General features: G+C 74.7%; 16 protein-coding genes. 7 read left to right on the top strand and 9 right to left on the bottom strand.

What is annotated here, in order from left to right:
• Positions 1–2 precede the first annotated feature (2 nt).
• The 5 genes from BLV24_RS18145 to BLV24_RS18125 all read left to right on the top strand — a co-directional run bounded on the left by BLV24_RS18145 (position 3) and on the right by BLV24_RS18125 (position 5225).
• Positions 3–965 (top strand): type II secretion system F family protein, encoded by a 963-nt coding sequence (locus BLV24_RS18145; protein ID WP_092684448.1) that lies wholly within the window; start codon positions 3–5, stop codon positions 963–965.
• Between the two features lie 145 nt (positions 966–1110).
• Complete coding sequence (locus tag BLV24_RS18140; RefSeq protein WP_245710652.1) at positions 1111–2100, top strand: type II secretion system F family protein; 990 nt, start codon at positions 1111–1113, stop codon at positions 2098–2100.
• Positions 2101–2261: 161 nt separating this feature from the next.
• Complete coding sequence (locus BLV24_RS18135) at positions 2262–3638, top strand: tetratricopeptide repeat protein (protein ID WP_092684444.1); 1377 nt, start codon at positions 2262–2264, stop codon at positions 3636–3638.
• A gap of 27 nt (positions 3639–3665) precedes the next feature.
• On the top strand, positions 3666–4568 hold the full coding sequence (locus BLV24_RS18130) for a tetratricopeptide repeat protein (RefSeq protein ID WP_092684442.1): 903 nt from the start codon (positions 3666–3668) through the stop codon (positions 4566–4568).
• A 132-nt stretch (positions 4569–4700) separates the two neighbouring features.
• Complete coding sequence (locus BLV24_RS18125; protein ID WP_176954814.1) at positions 4701–5225, top strand: A24 family peptidase; 525 nt, start codon at positions 4701–4703, stop codon at positions 5223–5225.
• A gap of 18 nt (positions 5226–5243) precedes the next feature.
• On the opposite strand, the gene BLV24_RS18120 is transcribed toward BLV24_RS18125, so the two are convergent.
• The 5 genes from BLV24_RS18120 to BLV24_RS18100 all read right to left on the bottom strand — a co-directional run bounded on the left by BLV24_RS18120 (position 5244) and on the right by BLV24_RS18100 (position 11204).
• Positions 5244–7037 carry a hypothetical protein gene (locus BLV24_RS18120; protein WP_143040357.1) on the bottom strand — a complete coding sequence of 598 codons (1794 nt, stop codon included), beginning with the start codon at positions 7035–7037 and terminating at the stop codon, positions 5244–5246.
• A gap of 231 nt (positions 7038–7268) precedes the next feature.
• The gene (locus BLV24_RS18115) at positions 7269–7841 is read right to left on the bottom strand and encodes a TIGR04282 family arsenosugar biosynthesis glycosyltransferase (RefSeq protein WP_342708003.1); all 573 of its coding nucleotides are present in this window, start codon (positions 7839–7841) and stop codon (positions 7269–7271) included.
• Between the two features lie 49 nt (positions 7842–7890).
• A complete protein-coding gene (locus BLV24_RS18110; protein WP_092684434.1) occupies positions 7891–8571 on the bottom strand; it encodes a TIGR04283 family arsenosugar biosynthesis glycosyltransferase in 681 nt (226 codons plus the stop codon).
• A gap of 21 nt (positions 8572–8592) precedes the next feature.
• A complete protein-coding gene (locus BLV24_RS18105; protein WP_092684432.1) occupies positions 8593–9870 on the bottom strand; it encodes an MFS transporter in 1278 nt (425 codons plus the stop codon).
• Complete coding sequence (locus BLV24_RS18100) at positions 9867–11204, bottom strand: dihydroorotase (RefSeq protein ID WP_092684588.1); 1338 nt, start codon at positions 11202–11204, stop codon at positions 9867–9869. Before BLV24_RS18100 ends, BLV24_RS18105 begins: the two co-directional genes overlap by 4 nt.
• A 381-nt stretch (positions 11205–11585) precedes the next feature.
• On the opposite strand from BLV24_RS18100, the gene ygfZ reads away from it, so the two are divergent.
• Entirely contained in the window at positions 11586–12437 is an 852-nt protein-coding gene (ygfZ, locus tag BLV24_RS18095; RefSeq protein ID WP_245710651.1) for a CAF17-like 4Fe-4S cluster assembly/insertion protein YgfZ, read from the top strand.
• Positions 12438–12539: 102 nt separating this feature from the next.
• Here ygfZ and BLV24_RS18090 read toward each other — a convergent pair whose 3' ends face one another.
• Entirely contained in the window at positions 12540–13469 is a 930-nt protein-coding gene (locus BLV24_RS18090; RefSeq protein WP_092684430.1) for an SDR family oxidoreductase, read from the bottom strand.
• Positions 13470–13527: 58 nt separating this feature from the next.
• On the opposite strand from BLV24_RS18090, the gene BLV24_RS18085 reads away from it, so the two are divergent.
• Positions 13528–14439, top strand: coding sequence for a tetratricopeptide repeat protein (locus BLV24_RS18085; protein ID WP_092684428.1), 912 nt, complete (start codon positions 13528–13530; stop codon positions 14437–14439).
• Between the two features lie 66 nt (positions 14440–14505).
• On the opposite strand, the gene queG is transcribed toward BLV24_RS18085, so the two are convergent.
• The 3 genes from queG to mtgA all read right to left on the bottom strand — a co-directional run bounded on the left by queG (position 14506) and on the right by mtgA (position 17663).
• A complete protein-coding gene (gene queG / locus BLV24_RS18080) occupies positions 14506–15660 on the bottom strand; it encodes a tRNA epoxyqueuosine(34) reductase QueG (RefSeq protein WP_281242942.1) in 1155 nt (384 codons plus the stop codon).
• 360 nt (positions 15661–16020) lie between these two features.
• The gene (gene fzlA, locus BLV24_RS18075; RefSeq protein WP_092684426.1) at positions 16021–16701 is read right to left on the bottom strand and encodes an FtsZ-binding protein FzlA; all 681 of its coding nucleotides are present in this window, start codon (positions 16699–16701) and stop codon (positions 16021–16023) included.
• Positions 16702–16928: 227 nt separating this feature from the next.
• Complete coding sequence (gene mtgA / locus BLV24_RS18070) at positions 16929–17663, bottom strand: monofunctional biosynthetic peptidoglycan transglycosylase (protein WP_092684424.1); 735 nt, start codon at positions 17661–17663, stop codon at positions 16929–16931.
• Between the last annotated feature and the right edge of the window lie 201 nt (positions 17664–17864).

Below are 17864 nucleotides of genomic sequence, written 5' to 3'. Positions count from 1 at the left end.
CCATGGCCGTCGCCCCTCTCGTCTTCATCGCCATCTTCGTCGGGATCTTCCTGGCGGTGGAAGGCGTCTACCTGCTGGCCTTCGGCCGCTCCGCGCGCCGCGACGCGAAGGTCAACCGCCGCCTGACCCTGCTGGAGAAGGGCGAGGACCCGATGGAGGTCCTCACCCAGCTCCGCAAGGAGCGCGAGCGCCATATCAACGCCGCCAACGCGCCGCTGGTGGCGTCGCTGTTCGACAAGGCGGCCCAGGCCAACATCCCGTGGTCGCCGCGGATCATCCTGCTGATCACCGGGATCGCCGGCGCGCTGGTCTTCGTCGGCATGGTGATGTTCGCCGATATCGGCCCGCTGCTCTCGGCGCCGCTGGCGCTGGGGATGTCCTACGGGGCGATGTATGTCTGGCTGAACAGCCGCGCCAAGAAGCGGCTCGCCCGGTTCGAGGAGCAGCTCCCCGAAGCGATCGAGCTGATGGTCCGCGCCCTGCGCATCGGCCACCCGTTCAGCTCCGCCATCGCGCTGGTGGCGCAGGAGATGCCGGACCCGGTGGGCACCGAGTTCGGGATCATCGCCGATGAGGCGATCTACGGGCTCGACATCAACGACAGCCTCGACCGGCTGGCCGACCGGGTGGCGGTGCCCGACCTGCGTTTCCTCGCGGTCGCGGTGGCGATCCAGAGCCAGTCGGGCGGCAATCTCGCGGAGATCCTCGCCGGGCTGGCCGCGGTGGTGCGCTCGCGCTTCAAGCTGTTCCGCAAGGTCAAGGCGATCACGGCCGAAAGCCGCTGGTCGGGCTGGTTCCTCTCGGCCTTCCCGATCCTGGCGCTGATCGTGGTGCAGCTGATCCGGCCGAACTACTATGACGGCGTGGTCGATCACCCGGCCTTCGTGCCGGCCACCATCGTCGTGGGCATCATGCTTGCGATCAACATCGTCTTCATGCGCATGATGGTGAATATCAAGGTATGATGGCCGGCCCCGAAGCGGCCGGCGCCGCGGCCTCCGGACCCGGAAAACCGGGCGGGGCGCATCAGGGACAGCTCGGCGGGCGCGCGCGCCCCGGGGCGCAATGGAAAGGACCGGGCCCGCACGGCCCGGCCGACGACGGAGCGGCTTGGAAAGCATCAACCATATCATCGACCTGCTGATCGAGACCTTCGGCCCCATGGGGCCGGTCTGGGTGATGGGGGGGTTCGCCGCGCTGCTGATCCTGTCGGCGGCGCCGATCGTGTTCTCGAAGCACTCCGACCCCTTCGCCCGTCTCCAGCGCGACCGCGACGCCATGCGCCTGTCCGGCCAGGCCGGCGCCCGCCGGCGGGCGGAGATCGAGCGTCTGCGCGCCGACGACAAGCCCTCCCGCCTCAGCTCCCTCGCCCCCCTGTTCGAGCCCAAGGACAAGAAGGCCCTGTCCACGGCGCGCGAACAGCTGATCCAGGCCGGCTACCGGTCCCGCGCCGCGGTGCAGACCTATTTCGTGGCCCGCGTGCTGGGCGCGGTTCTGCTGGCCGTCGGGGCGCTGCTCTATTCCCTGCTGCGCGGGTCCGAGGCGCAGATGCTCGCCTACACCGTGGTCGGCGGCATGGCGGTCGGCTATTTCGCGCCGAACTACTGGGTCACGCGGCGCCGCGGCGCCCGCCAGCAGGAAATCCAGGACGGCTTCCCCGACGCGCTGGACATGATGCTGGTCTGCGTCGAGGCGGGGCAGTCGCTCGACCAGGCGTTGATGCGCGTGGCCGACGAGATCACCCATGCCCATCCCTCGCTGGCCGAGGAGTTCCAGATCGTCTCCGTGGAGATGCGCGCGGGCAAGGAACGCGCGGTGGTCCTGCGCGACTTCGCCAACCGCTCCGGCGTGCAGGACGTGGGCTCCTTCGTGACGGTGCTGATCCAGAGCTCGCAGTTCGGCACCTCGATCGCCGAGGCGCTGCGGGTCTACGGGGCCGAGATGCGCGACAAGCGCGTGATGCGGGCCGAGGAGAAGGCCAACAAGCTGCCCACCAAGCTGACGCTGGGGACCATGTTCTTCACGGTGCCGCCGCTGATGCTGATCCTGATCGGTCCGTCGCTGGTGGACATCATGGAAGTCATGGCGGGGAAGCCGTAGTGCCGACAGGGGCGCGTCGTGCCGAGCCGTCTTCGAGTCCGAGGCCCCGATCCGCGCATGGTCCTGCGCCCCGTCCGGGGGGGCGTGTCGGGCCGTGTCTCGGGTCGCGTCCGGGTCTGAAACGGGGGCTGGGTCCGGTTGCGACGGCGGCCGCGCTGGCCGTGCTCGCCGGCTGCGCCGCCGAAGGCGCGGGCGGGGTCGGGGGCGGGCAGGGGGAGGCGACCCCGCCGCCGGCCGCCGCGCCCGCCAACCCGAATTTCCCCGAGGCCGCGCCCGGCGCCTCCGCGCCCGCCGGCGGGGCCGCGGACTGGACGACGCGCTTCGGCGTGGTCGCGCCGGGGCAGGGCCGCAAGATGTCGATCGAGGAGTTCATGGCCGCCCAGCAGGCCGCCGGCGGCGGCCCCGTGCCGATCCCGCCCGTCGCCGCCGCCGCTCCCGACCCCGAGCTCAACACCGTTCCCAACACGGGGCCCGCGCCGGTCTTCGCCGCCCCCGTCGACATCCGCCCGACCGAAGACCCCGACGCCGCCCCATTGCCCGACGAGCCCGACGCCCCCGCGTTCCCGACCGCCGTCGCGGAGGCGGAGGCGGAGGCGCCGGAGGCTTCCGCCCCCGAACCCGACCTCGCCACCCGCTTCCTCGCCGCCCTCGGCCTTTCCCCCGACGATGCGGAGGCCGACGAGGCCGCGGACGGCCCGCCCCTCGGCGTCCCGATCCCGGCCGAGAACGTCGCCGCCGCCCAGGCCGTCGCCGAGCAGGAGGCCGCCCGCCGCGCCGCCGAGGACCTGCCCCCCGGCGAGGCCGCCCAGCGTGGCCGCGCGCTTCTGGACCGAGGCCGCCCCGTGCAGGCCGAGCGCATGTTCCGCCTCGCCCTCGTGCAGGAAGGCCCGACCGAGGCCGCGCTGGTCGGCCTCGGCTCCGCCTGGCGGCAGATGGGGCGCCGGCGCCAGGCCGAGAAACTGCTGGCCCGCGCCGTCGCCGCCTGGCCCGCCAGCCCCTCGGCGCGCAACAGCCACGGGACCGCGCTCTACGATCTGGGCCGGTTCGAGGAGGCCGAGGGCGAATTCCGCATCGCCGCCGAGCTGCTGGGCCGCGCCGGCCGCCCGACCCCGACGGCGCTTTCGCGCAACATCGCCATGTCGGCCCGCGCCCGCGGGGTGGAGCCCGCGCCCATCGCCCCGCCCGCGCCGCTGGGCGTGGTCGCCGCCGCCGCCCGGCCCAGCGGCGGCGCGGCGGCGATGGCCCGTCGCGCGGGTCTGCCCGAACCCGGCGCGGTGGAGGCCGCCGCGCAGGCCCCCGGCCCCCGCGCCGCCCCCGCGCCCCTTCCCGGCGCCGCCGACGACAGCACGCCCCCCGATGTTCCCGCGGGCACGCCCGTGGTGCGGCTGCCCTCCGCCCATATCCCCGCCGCCCATGTTCCCGTCGTCCCGCTACCCGCCGCCGCCGCCCTGGCCGCACCCGCCGGCCGCGCCGACCCCGCCCTTTCCGCGCCCCCGCCGGCGCGGCCCGCCGCGCCCGCCGCGGCCCCGTCCGCCTGAGACGGGCCAGGAACCGGAATTCACGCCATGCCGCACCCGCCCTTCCCCTCGACCCGCCGCACGCCCCGCGCGCATCCCCTGCGCCGCGCGCTCGCCATCGCGCTCGCCGCCCCGCTGCTGCTCGCCGGCTGCACCGAGTTCATCGACGCCGGCGTCGATGTCGAGGAACAGCGCGCCGAGAACTACAACCCGCTCGATCAGGACAGCCTCAACGAGATCATGCTCGCGGTCGCCGGCCCCGACGAGGCCGTGACCTATTTCCGCGAAGCGCTCGCCAGCGATCCCGAGAACCCGATCATGCGCCGCGGCCTCGCCCGCTCCCTGTCCCGCGCCGGCCGCCATGCCGAGGCCCGGCTGGTCTATGCCGAACTGGTCGAAAGCCCCTCCGTCCGCCCCTCGGACCGGGTGGAATACGGGCTGTCGCTCTCCCGGCTCGACATGTGGCCGGAGGCCGAGGCGCAGCTCGCGCTGATGCCGCCGGGCTCGCCCTCGGACCGCAAGCTGACCCTGATGGGGCTGATCGCCGACCATCGCCGCGACTGGGACGCCGCCGACGCCGCCTATTCCCAGGCCCGCGCCATGAGCCCGCAGCCCGGCTCCGTGCTCAACAACTGGGGGGTGTCCTACCTGTCGCGCGGCGAATCCGCGGCGGCCGAGAAGATGTTCGAACAGGCGCTGGTGCTCGACCCGTCGCTGTTCTCCGCCAAGAACAACCTCGCCATCGCCGGCGCCCTTCAGGGCAGCTACCGCCTGCCCCTGGTCACCCTGACCGGCGAGGAGAAGGCCGTGCTCTACCACAACATGGCGATCATCGCGCTGCGCCGGGGCGACCGGCGGGTGGCGACCGGCCTGCTGGAGCAGTCGCTCGCCGCTCATCCCGCCCATTACGCGCCCGCCGCCGACAAGCTGGCGCTGCTGCGCGGCGGCTGATCCGCCCGCGGGAACCGCCGCGCCCGCCGCGGCCCTGACCACGCGCGCGGCTCGCCCGCGCCGACACCACGCCTCCGGGGGGGCGAGAGACATGGCCGAGGACACATGACCGAGGATGCGGGCGGACCCCTGATGGCCTCTTTTCTGGAGGGCCGGCTGCTGGGCCTCGATCCCCCGGCCGAGGCCTGGCTGATCGCCGTCGCCCTGACCCCGCTTCTGGTCGCCGCGGCGGTCTGGGACCTGCGCCGGATGCGCATTCCCAACAAGCTCAACGCCGCCATGGCGCTGCTTTTCGTCGTGCTCGGCCCGCTGACCCTGCCGCCGGAGGCGCTGGGCTGGCGGGCGCTGGGCGCGGTCATCGTGCTGGGGCTGGGCTTCGGGCTCTTCGCCCTGCGGCGCATGGGCGGGGGCGACGTGAAGATGCTCGGCGCCTGCGCGCTGTTCGTGGCGCCGGCGACGGTGGCGCTGGCCCTGCAATTGCTCGCCGTCGGGCTGCTGGTCGGGCTGGCGGGCGTGCGGCTGGCGAAGGCCGTGACCCGCGGCCGGGCGCGGGGCTGGCACGCGCTGGCCCCGGGGGCCGAACGCTTTCCCATGGGCGTCTCCATCGCGATGGCGATGATCGCCTATCTGTGGATCGTCGCCGCCCTCACCCGCTGAGCGCGGGGCAGGGGCCGGTCAGTCCGTCGCCCCCTCCGGCCCCTCCGCTTCCTGCGCGGGCGCGGGCACGGGCGCCGAGCCGACCGGCCCCGGCTCGAAAATCGTCCAGTTCGGCGTCCGCAGCGCCACCCGCATCGCCCGGCCCGAGGTCGCGGCCTCCTCCGCCATCATCCGCGTGATCGGCGGCGCATAGGGGCAGCGGGGCAGCGCCAGCAGCTCCGCCCCGGCGATCTGCGCGGGGGAGGGGCCGTAGACCCAGTTCCACGCCCCCGCCTGCGGCGGCGCCCCGGTCAGCATCCACAGCGGGTTCACCAGGTCCAGCGACAGCACGCTGCGCCCGCGCAGCGCCGGCGTCTCCAGGATCGCGGCGGCGGCCTCGGCGATCAGCCCCGGCCCTCCGGTGAGCACCGTGCAGGTGGGCTGGGTGATCCCGCCCAGGTTCAGGGGCTCGTCATCCTCCGGCAACAGCTTGAACCTGCCGGAGAAATCGCTCTCGGCCCGTTGCCAGATCACGTCGGGGGCGAAGTCCGCGAGCACGGCGACCTGCTCGGGCGGCGCGGCGAAGAGGTGGAAGAAGCTGCGGGCCGAGTTCAGCAGCCCCGGCGCCCGCACCCCGAAGATCACCAGCCCGGCGCAAAGCGCCACCGTCGCCGCCGGGCGCCCGAAGGCCAGCGCGCCGGGGATCAGCCCGCCCGACTGCGCCAGCAGGATCAGCGCCAGCGCGGTCATCGCGGTGGGGTCGTAGCCGAAATTCTGCCAGGCGAGCAGGTGGGCGGCGATGCAGGCCGCGAAAAAGCGGATCGCCGCGCGCCCGCGCCCGCCGCGGGCCAGCGCCAGCGCGCCGATCAACGCGCCGATCATCACCGTCAGACCCGACGGGGTCACGAAGGTGATCAGCGCGGGTTTCTGCGACATCGGCCTGGCCTCGCCGGCCTCGGCCACGCGCAGCAGGTCGCCGATATAGGCCTGCGCGACCTCGACCCCGCCGAAGGCCGCCGCGAACGCCGCCGCCAGCCCCAGTCCCGCGAGGACCGAGGCCGCGATCGCCCGCCGCTCGGCCCCGGTCAGGACCCAGACCAGCCATATCCCGGCCAGCCCCACCGCGAACGTGGCCTTGAGGAACACCAGAACCGCGCCCAGCGCCCCGATCATCAGCCCGTCGATCAGCGCGCCGGTCCGCGCCGCCGTCGCCCCCCGCCCCGTCGCTCCCCGCCCCGTCGCCCCCCCCGCCGTCGCCCCGGCCCGGTCCAGCAGCATCAGCGCCATGCCCTGCATGACCAGCGCCCAGCCCCAGTGGTTGTAGGACATGGCGGCGGTGGCGCCCTGGGAGTCCGGCGACCAGGCCAGCGTCGCGGCGGTCACCAGCACCACCGCCCCCAGCGCCAGCGCCATGCCCAGCCGCAGCCGGCTCAGCCCGATCCAGACCAGCGCCGGCAGGCAGACCGCCGCCGCCGTCGCATGGCTCAGCGCCATCGCGCGCCCCAGCCCGAGATCCCCCCAGGCCGAGACCGGCAGATAGGCCAGCGCCCCCAGCGGCGTGGCGAAATCCACATGCGGCCATTGCCCCATGCGCATCCGCGTCACCCCGTCGAGCAGATGCAGAACGTCGCCCTCCATGGTGCTCACCGCCATGCGTCCGGGCGCCAGCAGCAGCAGCGCGATCACCCCGAACAGGGCGAGCAGTCCCAGCAGCAACGGCGCCGGCCGGGCGGTCGGCGGGGCGGTCGGCGGGGCGGTCTCGGGCGCCGGCGGGGCCGCCATTCCGGCAGGCGTCGCGGAAAGCGTATCGGGGGGCGTCGCGGATGACGTCACGGGCAGGGCTCCGGCTGCGATCGGAAACGGGAGACCCCGTCGCGGCGCCTCGCCGTCACCCTAGGCCAGCCGTCGTGAGGGGCGAAAGTGGGCGCCCGCGCTGCGGACGTCTTTCGCCCGGAGGCGTTGCCCGCCGGGCGGGGAGACCGTTCCGCCCGGCGCCCGCCCCGCAGCGCCGCGCGGGCGGGACCGCGCCACGGGCGCGCCGGTCGACGCGCGGCTCCCGCGCCGTCAGCGCCTCAGCCGGCGCAGATCCTCGGGCTCGTCCACATCGGCGAGGCGGTCGGCGAAGCCCACCCGCACCCCCGACAGATTGCCCAGAACGTCGCCCAGCGCGTCGGCGCTCGACCACCGCGCGCCGCGAAACAGGTCCCGCGGGGCCCGCCGCGCGGCCCCCAGGCCGACCAGCCAGAACCCCCCGTCCTCCGCCGGGCCGAACACCGCGTCGGCCCGGCCCAGCGCGGCGAAGGCCCGCGCGATCACCGCCGGCGTCACGCCGGGAATATCCGCCCCGATCACCAGAACCGGGCCGGGAGGCGCCTCGAACAACGCCCGCGCCATGCGCGCGCCCAGGTCGCCGCCCCCCTGCGCCTGCCGCGCCGCGCCGCCGGGCAGGGCGCGCGTCGCCAGCCCCTCGGCGTCCGGGCTCACCGCCAGCCGCACCTCCCAGCGGGGATCGGCGCGGAGACTGCGGATCAGCGCCCGGCTCTGCGCCCGGAACCAGCGCGCCGCCTCCGGCGCCCCCACCCCGCGCGCCAGCCGGGTCTTGACCCGCCCCGGCCGCGGAACCTTCACGAAGATCACGACCTGCCGCCGGGCGACCCCCGCGCGCGCCCGCGCCCGGCGCGGCGCCTCAGCGCTCATAGCGCCGGGCCAGCCGCTCGGGCGACATCCCCAGCCGCCACAGCGCGCAGGTGCTCAGGTTGCGCCAGCCGCGGCGCAGCCAGCCCTGTTCGCGGTAACGCCGGGCCGAGGTCACCGCGTTGGCGTCCAGCTCCCGCAGCGCCGGCATCCGGCGGACCAGCGCCACGTCCTCCATCAGCGGGATCGCGTCGAAGCCCCCCGCCCGCCGGTATACCCGCCGCGAGACCAGCAGCCCCTGGTCGCCATAAGGCAGCCCGAAGCGCCGGGCGCGGAAATTCGCCCAGGCCGCGACCAGCGCCGGGGCCGCGCCGCTGGCGTCGAATTGCAGGCGGAACCAGCCGGCGGCCTCCGGCGTCTCGCGCATGTGGCGGCGCACCGCCTCCGACCAGCCGCGGCTGAGGATGGTGTCCGCGTGCAGGAACAGCAGCCATTCGCCCTGCGCCGCCTCCGCCCCGCGCGCCAGCTGCCCGCCGCGCCCGGCCGGGCCGGACACCAGCTCCGCCCCCGCCGCATCGGCCACCAGTTCGATCCCGTCCGAGGAGCCGCCGTCGGTCAGGATCACCTCGCGGATCAGCCCCTCGGTCAGCGCCTCGGCCAGCGCGCCGAGGCAGGGGCCGATCTCGCCGGAGGCGTTCAGCGTCGGGATCACGATGGACAGCGGCGCGGTCATCCTGGGATCTCCCCCTTCCGGTCAGGCGAAGGCGCCGCGGCGCTGGGCATAGGTCAGCGCCCCCAGCCCCACCGCGCCCGACACCGCGAAGCTCGCCGCCAGCGGCACCACCGTCCCGTCGAAGGCCGCCCCGGCGCCGGCGGCCAGCAGCGCCCCGCCCGCGGTCGACATGAAGGCCAGGACCGAGGACGCGGACCCCGCCATGTCCCCCATCGGCGCCATCGCCACCGCGTTCAGGTTGCCGAACAGCAGCGCGAACATGGCCAGAGAGCCCGCGTTCCACAGCATGAACAGCCACAGCGGCGGCACCCCGTCGAAGCCCAGCGCGAACACCGCCGCGGCGATCGAGCCGCCGAACACCCAGCCGATCAGCCCGATCCGCGCCATCCTCAGCGCCCCGATCCGCTTCACGGCGCGGGAATTGAAGAACGCCGCCCCGCCCTCGGCCAGGGCCAGCGCGCCGAAAGCCAGCGGCATCAGCGCGCCCAGCCCGTAGATGCCGTTGAAGATCTGCTCCGCCGTCGCGATATAGGTCGCCAGCGAGCCCAGCGTCGCCGCCAGCGCCCCCGCGCAGGCCAGCGTCGCCGGGGTCGCCGCCACCACCCGCATCGCCCTGACCATGGGCCGGATCGCCAGCGGGCGCCGGCGCTCGGGCGGCAGGGTCTCGGGCAGGGCGCGGGCCAGCCACAGGGCGGTCAGCCCGCTCTGGATCAGCAGCCAGGCGAACAGCCCCCGCCAGTCGCTCAGCATGATCACCAGCTGACCGGCCATCGGCGCGATGAAGATCAGGATCAGGAACCCGATGGAGATCAGCGAGGACGACCGCGCCATCTCGTCCCCCGCCACCCGGTCGCGCAGGATGGCGTAGGCCAGCACCCGCAACCCGCCGGAGCCGAGCCCCTGCAGCACGCGCCCCGCCAGCAGCGTCTCGAAATCCTGCGCCACGCCGGCGAGGATGCAGCCCAGCCCGAACACCGCCAGGCCGGTGAAGGCCGCCGGCCTGCGGCCCAGCGAATCCGACAGCGGTCCGATCAGCAGTTGCGACACCGCCATCCCCAGGAAGGAGGCGTAGATCACCCATTGCCGCGAATTGGGGTCCTGCAGCGCGAAATGGTCGGCGATGACCCCCAGCCCGGGGATCACCATGTCGGCGGCGAAGGCGTTGATGGCGATCATCGCCGACATCATGGCGATGAAGGCGAAGCGGACCTGGGCTTCCGGCGGCTCGACCGGGCCGGGCCCGGCGGGCCGGGCCGGCGCGCCTGTCGAAACGTCCGTGCCCCGGAGGGGCGGCGTCATCCCGTATGGCCTTCGCAGAACTTCACCGGCGCGCCGCCGCGGGGGGTCACGAGCTCGTCCTCCCACATCACCCGGCGCCCGCGGATCACCGTGCCCGTCACCCAGCCCTGCACCCAGGTCCCGTCATAGGGCGTCCAGCCGCAGCGCGAGGCGATCCAGTCGTTGCGGATCTCCCGCCGCGCCTTCAGGTCCACGACGGTGAAATCCGCGTCATAGCCCGCCGCGATCCGGCCCTTGCCGGCGATCCCGAAGATCCGCTGCGGTCCGGCCGAGGTCAGGTCGACGAACCGCGCCAGGCTCAGCCGCCCCCTGGCGACGTGATCCAGCATCATCGGCGCCAGCGTCTGCACGCCGGGCATCCCCGAGGGGCTGGCCGGGTATTCCTTCGCCTTCGCCTCCAGCTCATGCGGCGCGTGGTCGGAGCCGAGCACGTCGATCACGCCGCGCCGCAGCCCGTCCCAGATCGCCGCCTGGTGGGAGGCGTCGCGAACCGGCGGGTTCATCTGCAACAGGGTCCCCAGCCGGGCGTAGTCGTCGGCGTTCAGGCTCAGGTGATGGGGCGTCGCCTCGCAGGTGATCAGGTCCTTGTTGGCCTGGAGGATCGGGAATTCGTCCGCGGTCGAGATATGCAGGACATGCACCCGCCGGTTCTGCTCGCGCGCATGGCGGATCAGGCGGGTGGTGCACATCAGCGCCGCGGTCGCGTCGCGCCAGACCGGGTGGGAGGACGGATCGCCCGGAACCCGCAGGCCCTTGCGCTCCTCCAGCCGGGTTTCCTCCTCCGAATGCACGGCGACGCGGCGGCGGCCATTGGCCAGCACGCGCGCGACATGTTCGTCGGCGTCGACCAGCAGGGTGCCGGTGGACGATCCCATGAACATCTTGATGCCGGCGCAGCCCTCCAGCCACTCGGCCTCGGCCAGCAGGTCCACGTTCTCGGCCGCGGCGCCGAACCAGAAGGCGAAATCCACCGCCATGCGGTCGCGGCCGCGGGCCACCTTGTCGGCCAGCGCTTCGTAGGTGGTGGTGGTCGGGTTGGTGTTGGGCATCTCGAAGACGCAGGTCACGCCGCCCATGGCGGCGGCGGCGGCCCCGGTCTCCAGGTCCTCCTTGGCCTCGGCGCCCGGTTCGCGGAAATGCACCTGGCTGTCGATGACGCCGGGCAGGATATGCAGGCCGGCGCAGTCGATCACCTCGCCGGCGTCCACGCCCGACAGGTCGCCGATATCGGTGATCTTGCCGTCGGTGACCGCGATGTCGGCCAGTCCGATCCCGTCGTGATTGGCCACCGTGCCGTTCTTGAGGATCAGGTCGGGGGCTTTGGCGGCGGACATGGCGGGCTCCATCGGTTCGGGACGCCTCGCGGTTTAGCAGCGGCGGCGGGCGGAGGCGACGCCGAATCCCGCCCGCCTCGTCGCAATTCGACCGGGCGGCCGGGAGGGACGCGCCTGAGGCCGGGTCGCGCGCGGACCTGCGTCCGCCCTGCGCCTCCCTGACCGCCGGGTCGGCGGAGGCCGGGCGAAGGCCGCCCCCTTCCCGCCCCCTTCCCGCCTCGCGCCCCCTCGCCACCCGCGCCCCTCGCCACCCGCGCCCCGGATCCAGCGCCGCGCGGGCGCCCCCGCGGCCACCTTCGCGCCCTGTGTCGCGCGGCCCCCCTCGCAGCCCGGCCCGCCCGCCCCTATGTTGCCCCCACAGGCGACCAGACGGAGGAACCGATGACCGGTCTGACAGGCATGACGACGGCGCGCGCCGTGCTGCGCCTCGCGGGGGAGGAGGCGCGGGACTTCCTCCAGGATCTCGTGACCAACGACGTCTCCCGCGCCCGCGGCGACACCGCCGTCTGGGCCGCCCTGCTCACTCCCCAGGGCAAGTATCTCTCGGATTTCTTCGTGATCGAGGACGGCCGCGACCCCGACGTCCCCGCCCTGCTCGTCGACGCCCCGCTGGCGCATGGAGGCGAACTGGCCAAGCGCCTCGCCCTCTACCGCCTGCGCCGCAAGATCGAGATCACGGCCGCCGGCCTCGACGCGGCCCTGCTCTGGGGCGACGCGCCGCCCCAGACCCCGCCCCAGACCCCGGCCGGCGCCCTCCTGGTCCGCGACCCCCGCGACCCGGCGCTGGGCTGGCGGCTCTACGCGCCGGACCCGGCCGCGGCCCTCGCCGCCACCGGCGCCGCCCCCGCCCCCGAAGGCGCCTATGACGCGCTGCGCATCGCCGTACGCGCGCCCGAGGCGGGGGCCGAACTCGGCCCCGACAGCTACATCCTCGAAGCCGGGTTCGAGCGTCTGCACGGCGTCGACTTCCGCAAGGGCTGCTATGTGGGCCAGGAGATCGTCGCCCGCATGAAGCACAAGACCGAGCTGCGCCGCCGCCTGATGCGCGTCGCCGTCACCGGCGAGCCCCCCGCGCCGGGCGCCGAGATCGTGACCGAGTCCGGCCGCGTCGCCGGTCAGCTCGGGATCGTTTCGGGGGGCGAGGGTCTGGCGATGCTCCGCGTCGACCGCGCCTCCGGCCCCCTCACCGCCGGCGAGGCGCGCCTTGCGGTCATCGAGGACCCCGACCCGTAGGGCGGGTGCGAACCCGCCATCCCTCCCTATCCGCCGCGCCGCACCCTCCCGTCCCCGCCTTTCGCGGGCCCCGCCCGACGCCGGCCCGGCGGCGCGAAACCCTCAGCCGGCTTCGTCCAGCAGCGACCGCAGCCCGCTCCGGTAATCCGGGTGGCGCAGGTCCACGCCCAGCTCCTCGCGGATGCGGGCGTTGGAGGTGCGCTTGCTCTCGGCGTAGAAGCTGCGCGCCATCGGGGTCATCTCGGCGTCCTCGAAGGCGATCTCGGGCGGGACCGGCAGGCCCAGCAGCCGCGCCGCCTCGGCGATCACGTCCTGCGGCGGGGCCGGCGCGTCGTCGCACACATTGTAGGCCCGCCCCGGCGCCGGCCGCGCCATCGAGGCCCGCAGCACCGCCGCGATGTCATCCACATGGATGCGCGAGAACACCTGCCCCGGCTTCACCACCCGCCGCGCCGTTCCGCGACGCACCTTCTCGAACGGCCCGCGGCCCGGCCCGTAGATCCCCGCCAGCCGGAACAGGTGCACCGGCAGCCCGTGGTCGCGATGCAGCGCCAGCCACGCGTCCTCGGCCGCCATCCGCCAGGTCCCGCGGCGGGTGGAGGGGGCGCGCGTCGCCGTCTCGTCGATCCATGCGCCGCCGCGATCCCCGTAGACCCCGGTGGTCGACAGGTAGCCCACCCAGTCGAACCCCTCCGCCCGCGCCGCGATCTCCGCCCCCGCCGCGCGCAGCACCGGGTCGCCCTGCGCGTCCGGCCCGGCCGAGATCAGCAGATGGCTCGCCGCCTCCAGCGCCGGGCGGATCGCCGCCCCCGCGTCCTCTCCCCCCGCGTCCTCTCCCGCCGCTTCCGGGGGCCAGACCAGCGGCTCCACCCCTTCGCCCCGCAGCGCCTCGGCCTTCTCCGCCGAGCGGGTGGTCCCGATCACCCGCCAGCCCTCCGCCACCAGGTCGCGGGCCAGCCGTCGGGCCGAATAGCCGTGGCCGAGGCTGAGTAGGGTGGGTTTGGGTCGGGTGGAGCCGGGCAGGGTGGGCATGGCAGGGTCTCCGGTGTAGGTGTCGCGCCGTCCCGGATGTAACGGAGGTTTCCCCCCGATGCGATGCGCCCCGCTCCGCGTGCGAGCCCCGATCACGCTCGGACCGACCTTCGGACTGACGCTCGGTTTCGCCGCCGTCCTCGCGGTCTTCGGCCCAGCCCATGCGCAGACCGGCGCCCCCCGCACAGCCCCGCCGCCGCCCCCGCCGCCCGCCGCAGCGCCGCCCTCGCCCGAAGCCGCGCCCGCGCCTGCGCCTGCCCCCGCCGACAACGCCCCGATCGCCGGGGCCCCGATCGCCGGCGCCGACGCGCTCGACCCCGACGCCTGCCTCGCGCTGGTCGAACGGGACCCGCAGGAGGCCGCCGAGGCCGCCCGCCGCTGGTTCCGCTTCGGCGGCGGCGTCCCCGCCGCGGTCTGCGAATCGCTGGCGCTGGAGGCGATAGGCGCGCTCGGGGCCGCCGCCCTGCGGCTCGACCTCGCCGCCGTGTCCGCCGGCTCCGCCGCCGCCGCCCTGCATCAGGCCGCCGCGGGCTTCTGGCTGCGCGACGACCAGCCCGAAGCGGCCCTGAACTCCGCCGAGGCCGGTCTGGCGATGGAGCCCGGCGCCGCCCTCCTGCTGCGGGACAAGGCCGAGGCGCTGGCCGCGCTGGGGCGCGGCGCGGAGGCCCTCGCCCCGCTCGACGCCGTGCTGGAGGAAGCGCCGCAGGACGTCTCCGCGCTCCTGCTGCGCGCCCGCCTGCGCCGTGAGGCCGGAGAGCCCGAGGCCGCCCTGACCGATGCCGAGACCGCCGCCCGTCTCGCCCCCGAGGCCCCCGACGCCTGGCTGGAGGCCGGCGCCGCCCAGGCCGCGCTGGGCCGCAAGCCCGAGGCGCGCGAGGCGCTGCTCAAGGCCGTCGATCTCGATCGCGACGGCCCGGTGGGGGAGGAGGCCCGGCTCACCCTTCAACAGATGGAACTGGGCGGGGACTGAAGGGGGCGGGGACCGAGTGGCCGGGACCGAGTGGGCGGGGACTGAGCCGGCCCCGAGCGGCGGCCGTCAGGCGCGGCGCGCCGCGCCGCCGGTCTCGGCCAGCGCCAGTCGCCATTCCTCGGCGACCTGCGGGTCGGGATCGGGCCTCGCCGGAGCCCGCGCCGCCAGCCTCCCCGGCGCCAGCCGGGACAGGGCCCAGACCGCGGTCCCCCGCACCAGGGGGGCGGGGTCGTCGATCCGCGCCTCGACCCAAGGGATCAACTCGGACACCCCCGAATTTCCCATCGCGATCAGAACGTTACGCAGGAACCGCGCATGTCCGATCCGCTTGATCGGCGAGCCTGCGAACACTTCCCGGAACCCGGCCTCGTCCAATGCCGCGAAGTCGGTCAGCCGCGGGCGGTTCAGCTCCACCCGGCTCTGATACAGCGCCCCCGAGGCCTCCGCCGCGAACTTGTTCCACGGGCACACCGCCAGGCAATCGTCGCAGCCATAGATGCGGTTGCCGATCAGCGGCCGGAATTCCCGCGGGATCGGCCCCTTCAGCTCGATGGTCAGGTAGGAGATGCAGCGCGTCGCATCCAGCTGATAGGGCGCGGGAAAGGCCTGCGTCGGGCAGATGTCGAGACATTTGCGGCAGGTCCCGCAATGCGAAACCTCCGGCGCGTCGGCGGGCAGTTCGGCGGTGGTGAAGATCGCCCCGAGAAACACCCAGTTGCCGATCTCGCGCCCCAGCAGGTTTGTATGCTTGCCCTGCCAGCCCAGCCCCGCGGCCTGCGCCAGCGGCTTTTCCATCACCGGGGCCGTGTCGACGAAAACCTTGACGCCGGTTTCCGGCCCGGCCTCGGCCAGGAAGGCCCCGGCCAGCCGCTTCAGCCGCTTCTTCACCCGGTCGTGATAGTCCGGCCCCCGCGCATAGACCGAAACCGAGGCCCGGTCCGGCATCTCCAGCAGCGCCAGCGGGTCTTCGGCCGGCGTATAGGCCTCGGCCAGCATGATCACGGAACGCGCCTCGGGCCACAGCGTCGTGGGATCGCCGCGCCAATGCGACCGCGCCTCCATCCAGCCCATGTCGCCATGCCGCCCTGCCTCCAGAAAGCGGGCGAGGCGCGGGGCGGCCTCGGGGATGGCGTCGGGGCGGCACACGCCCATGGCGGCGAAGCCCTCGGCGCGGGCGGCCTCGGCGAGGCGGGTCTTGAGCTGGGCGGGATCGAGGGGGATGGCGCGCCTCCGCGTTGCGGCGCCGTCGCCGGTGCGGCGGGGCGCGAGGTGGGGCAGGCTAGTCCCGCGCGGGGGATGCCGCAATGCGGTATGCGCGGAATCGGATATGACGCGCGGACGGGGCCCGGAGGCGCGCCGCCCGAGGTCCCGAGGGCCGAAACCGGGCGCCGCGGCGCGCTGGAACCCTCGGCGCGGGGGGCGAGGGCCGCGGGCGGCGCGCCTGGGGAAACACACCCCCCGGCCCTCCTGTTTGCGACCGCGCCGCCCGAGACGGCGAGGCCGGGCGCCCGCCCCGCCGCGCGCCGCGGGCGGACCGTTGCTGCGCGCGGGCCCTCTACGCGGCGCTCCCGCGCCCCGGCATCAGAAATCCAGGTCGGCGTAGTGCTCGGGCGGCGGGAAGCCGGGCAGGTGATCGGCGAGCAGCGTGCGGAAGGCCGGCCGCGACTTGATCCGCTGATACCAGTCCTTCGCCGCGGCCGGCGCCGCCTCCCAGCGCACATAATCGATATAGTCGAGGCAGCTCAGATGCGCCGCCGCCGCGAAATCCGCCAGGCTGATCGCGTCCCCCGCCAGCCAGCGCCGCTGATCCGCCAGCCAGCCGATATATTCCAGATGCGTCACCAGGTTGCGCGACCCGGCCCGGATCCGCCCGGAATCCGGATGCCCGCCGCCGCGCACCTTCTTCATCACCCGCTCCTCGACCAGGTTGGCGGTGACCTCGCGCATCATCTTGTCGTCGAACCAGGCCACCAGCCGCCGGATCTCGGCCCGCTGCCGCGCATCGCCGGCCAGCAGCGGCGGCTCGGGGCGCGTCTCCTCCAGATATTCGCAGATCGCCGCGCTGTCGGCGACCACCGCCCCCCCATGCCCCGGATCGTCCACGAAGACCGGCACCGTCGCCGCCGGGTTCAGCCGCAGGAACGGCAGTTCGCGGGTCCAGGGGGTCTCCTCGATCAGTTCCACCTCCACCCGCTTTTCGGCGAGCGCCAGGCGGACTTTTCGGGCGTAGGGCGAGAGGACGATATGGTGCAGTCGGCGCATGATCGGGTCGGTGTCTTCCGGAGGAGGAGCGGTTCAGGATGCGCGAGACCCTCGTCTTTCGCGCGTGCCGATGCAACCGGGGCGGGGAGCCGCGGGGCCGGTTCCCGCGATGCGGCGCCTCATCCGCGCGCCTCATCCGCCCGCCCCGTCGCGTCCGTCCCGTCCGCCATGGCCGACATCCGCGCCCTATCCCCGGGCATGGGCCTGCGCCCGGGCGCGCCCGCCGTTCAGCCGTCCAGCACGCAGGCCCCGGCACCGTTGGCGCGCAGCGTCTCCGCCCCCTGCACGATCTGCGCGGCCCGACGCGCCTGCGCGCCCGAGGGCCGGGCCGGGTCGCGCTCCTTCGGGTTGGGCAGGGCGGCCGCGATCAGCGCCGCCTGGCGGGCCGACAGCCGGCCCGCGCTCACCCCGAAATGGGTCTGCGCCGCGGCCTCCAGGCCGAACACGCCTTCGCCCATCTCGGCCACGTTCAGGTAGATCTCCAGCATCCGCCGCTTGGGCCACAGCGTCTCCGCCAGCAGGGCGAACCCGGTCTCCAGCCCCTTGCGCAGCCAGTTGCGCCCCGGCCAGAGGAAGGCGTTCTTCGCCACCTGCTGGCTGATGGTGGAGCCGCCGCGCAGGCGCTTGCCCTCGGCATTGGCTTCGAAGGCGGCGCGGATCGCTTCGGCGTCGAGCCCGTGATGGGTGCAGAAACGCGCGTCCTCGGCGGCCGGAAAGGCGAGCCGCACCAGGTCGGGCAGGGCGTCGAAATCCAGCGCGTCGCGGCGGATGCCGCCCAGCCGCAGGCGCTCGCTCTCGATCAGGAAGGTGGTGGGGGGCGGAACCACGCGGTAGAGCGCCACCCAGGCCACGGCCACAGCGCCGGCCAGCAGCACGGCCTGCAGAATCCCGCGGGCCAGCCGGCGCAAGGGGCCGCGGCGTCGGGGCGGAGGGGCGGACTTGCGGCGTTTGCGGAGAGCCATGGCCGGACCCTAGCGTCCCCCCGCCGGGAGGCAAGCCGCGCCGGCGCCCGCGACGCCGCGGCCGCGCGCCCCCGCCACGGCGCCCGCGGCGTTCCCGGTCCAGTGGCCCCAGCCCCCTTCGGCGCCCCCCCGCGTCCCGCAACGAAAACGGCCCCGCCCGGAAGGGGCGGGGCCGCGTTACGGCGCCGAAAAGGGCGGTCG

The organism is Albimonas donghaensis (assembly GCF_900106695.1).
In the GTDB taxonomy this organism is placed as follows: Bacteria; Pseudomonadota; Alphaproteobacteria; order Rhodobacterales; family Rhodobacteraceae; genus Albimonas; species Albimonas donghaensis.
The sequence above is the reverse complement of the archived record's forward strand: the minus strand, read 5'-3'. Positions and strand labels throughout refer to the sequence as shown.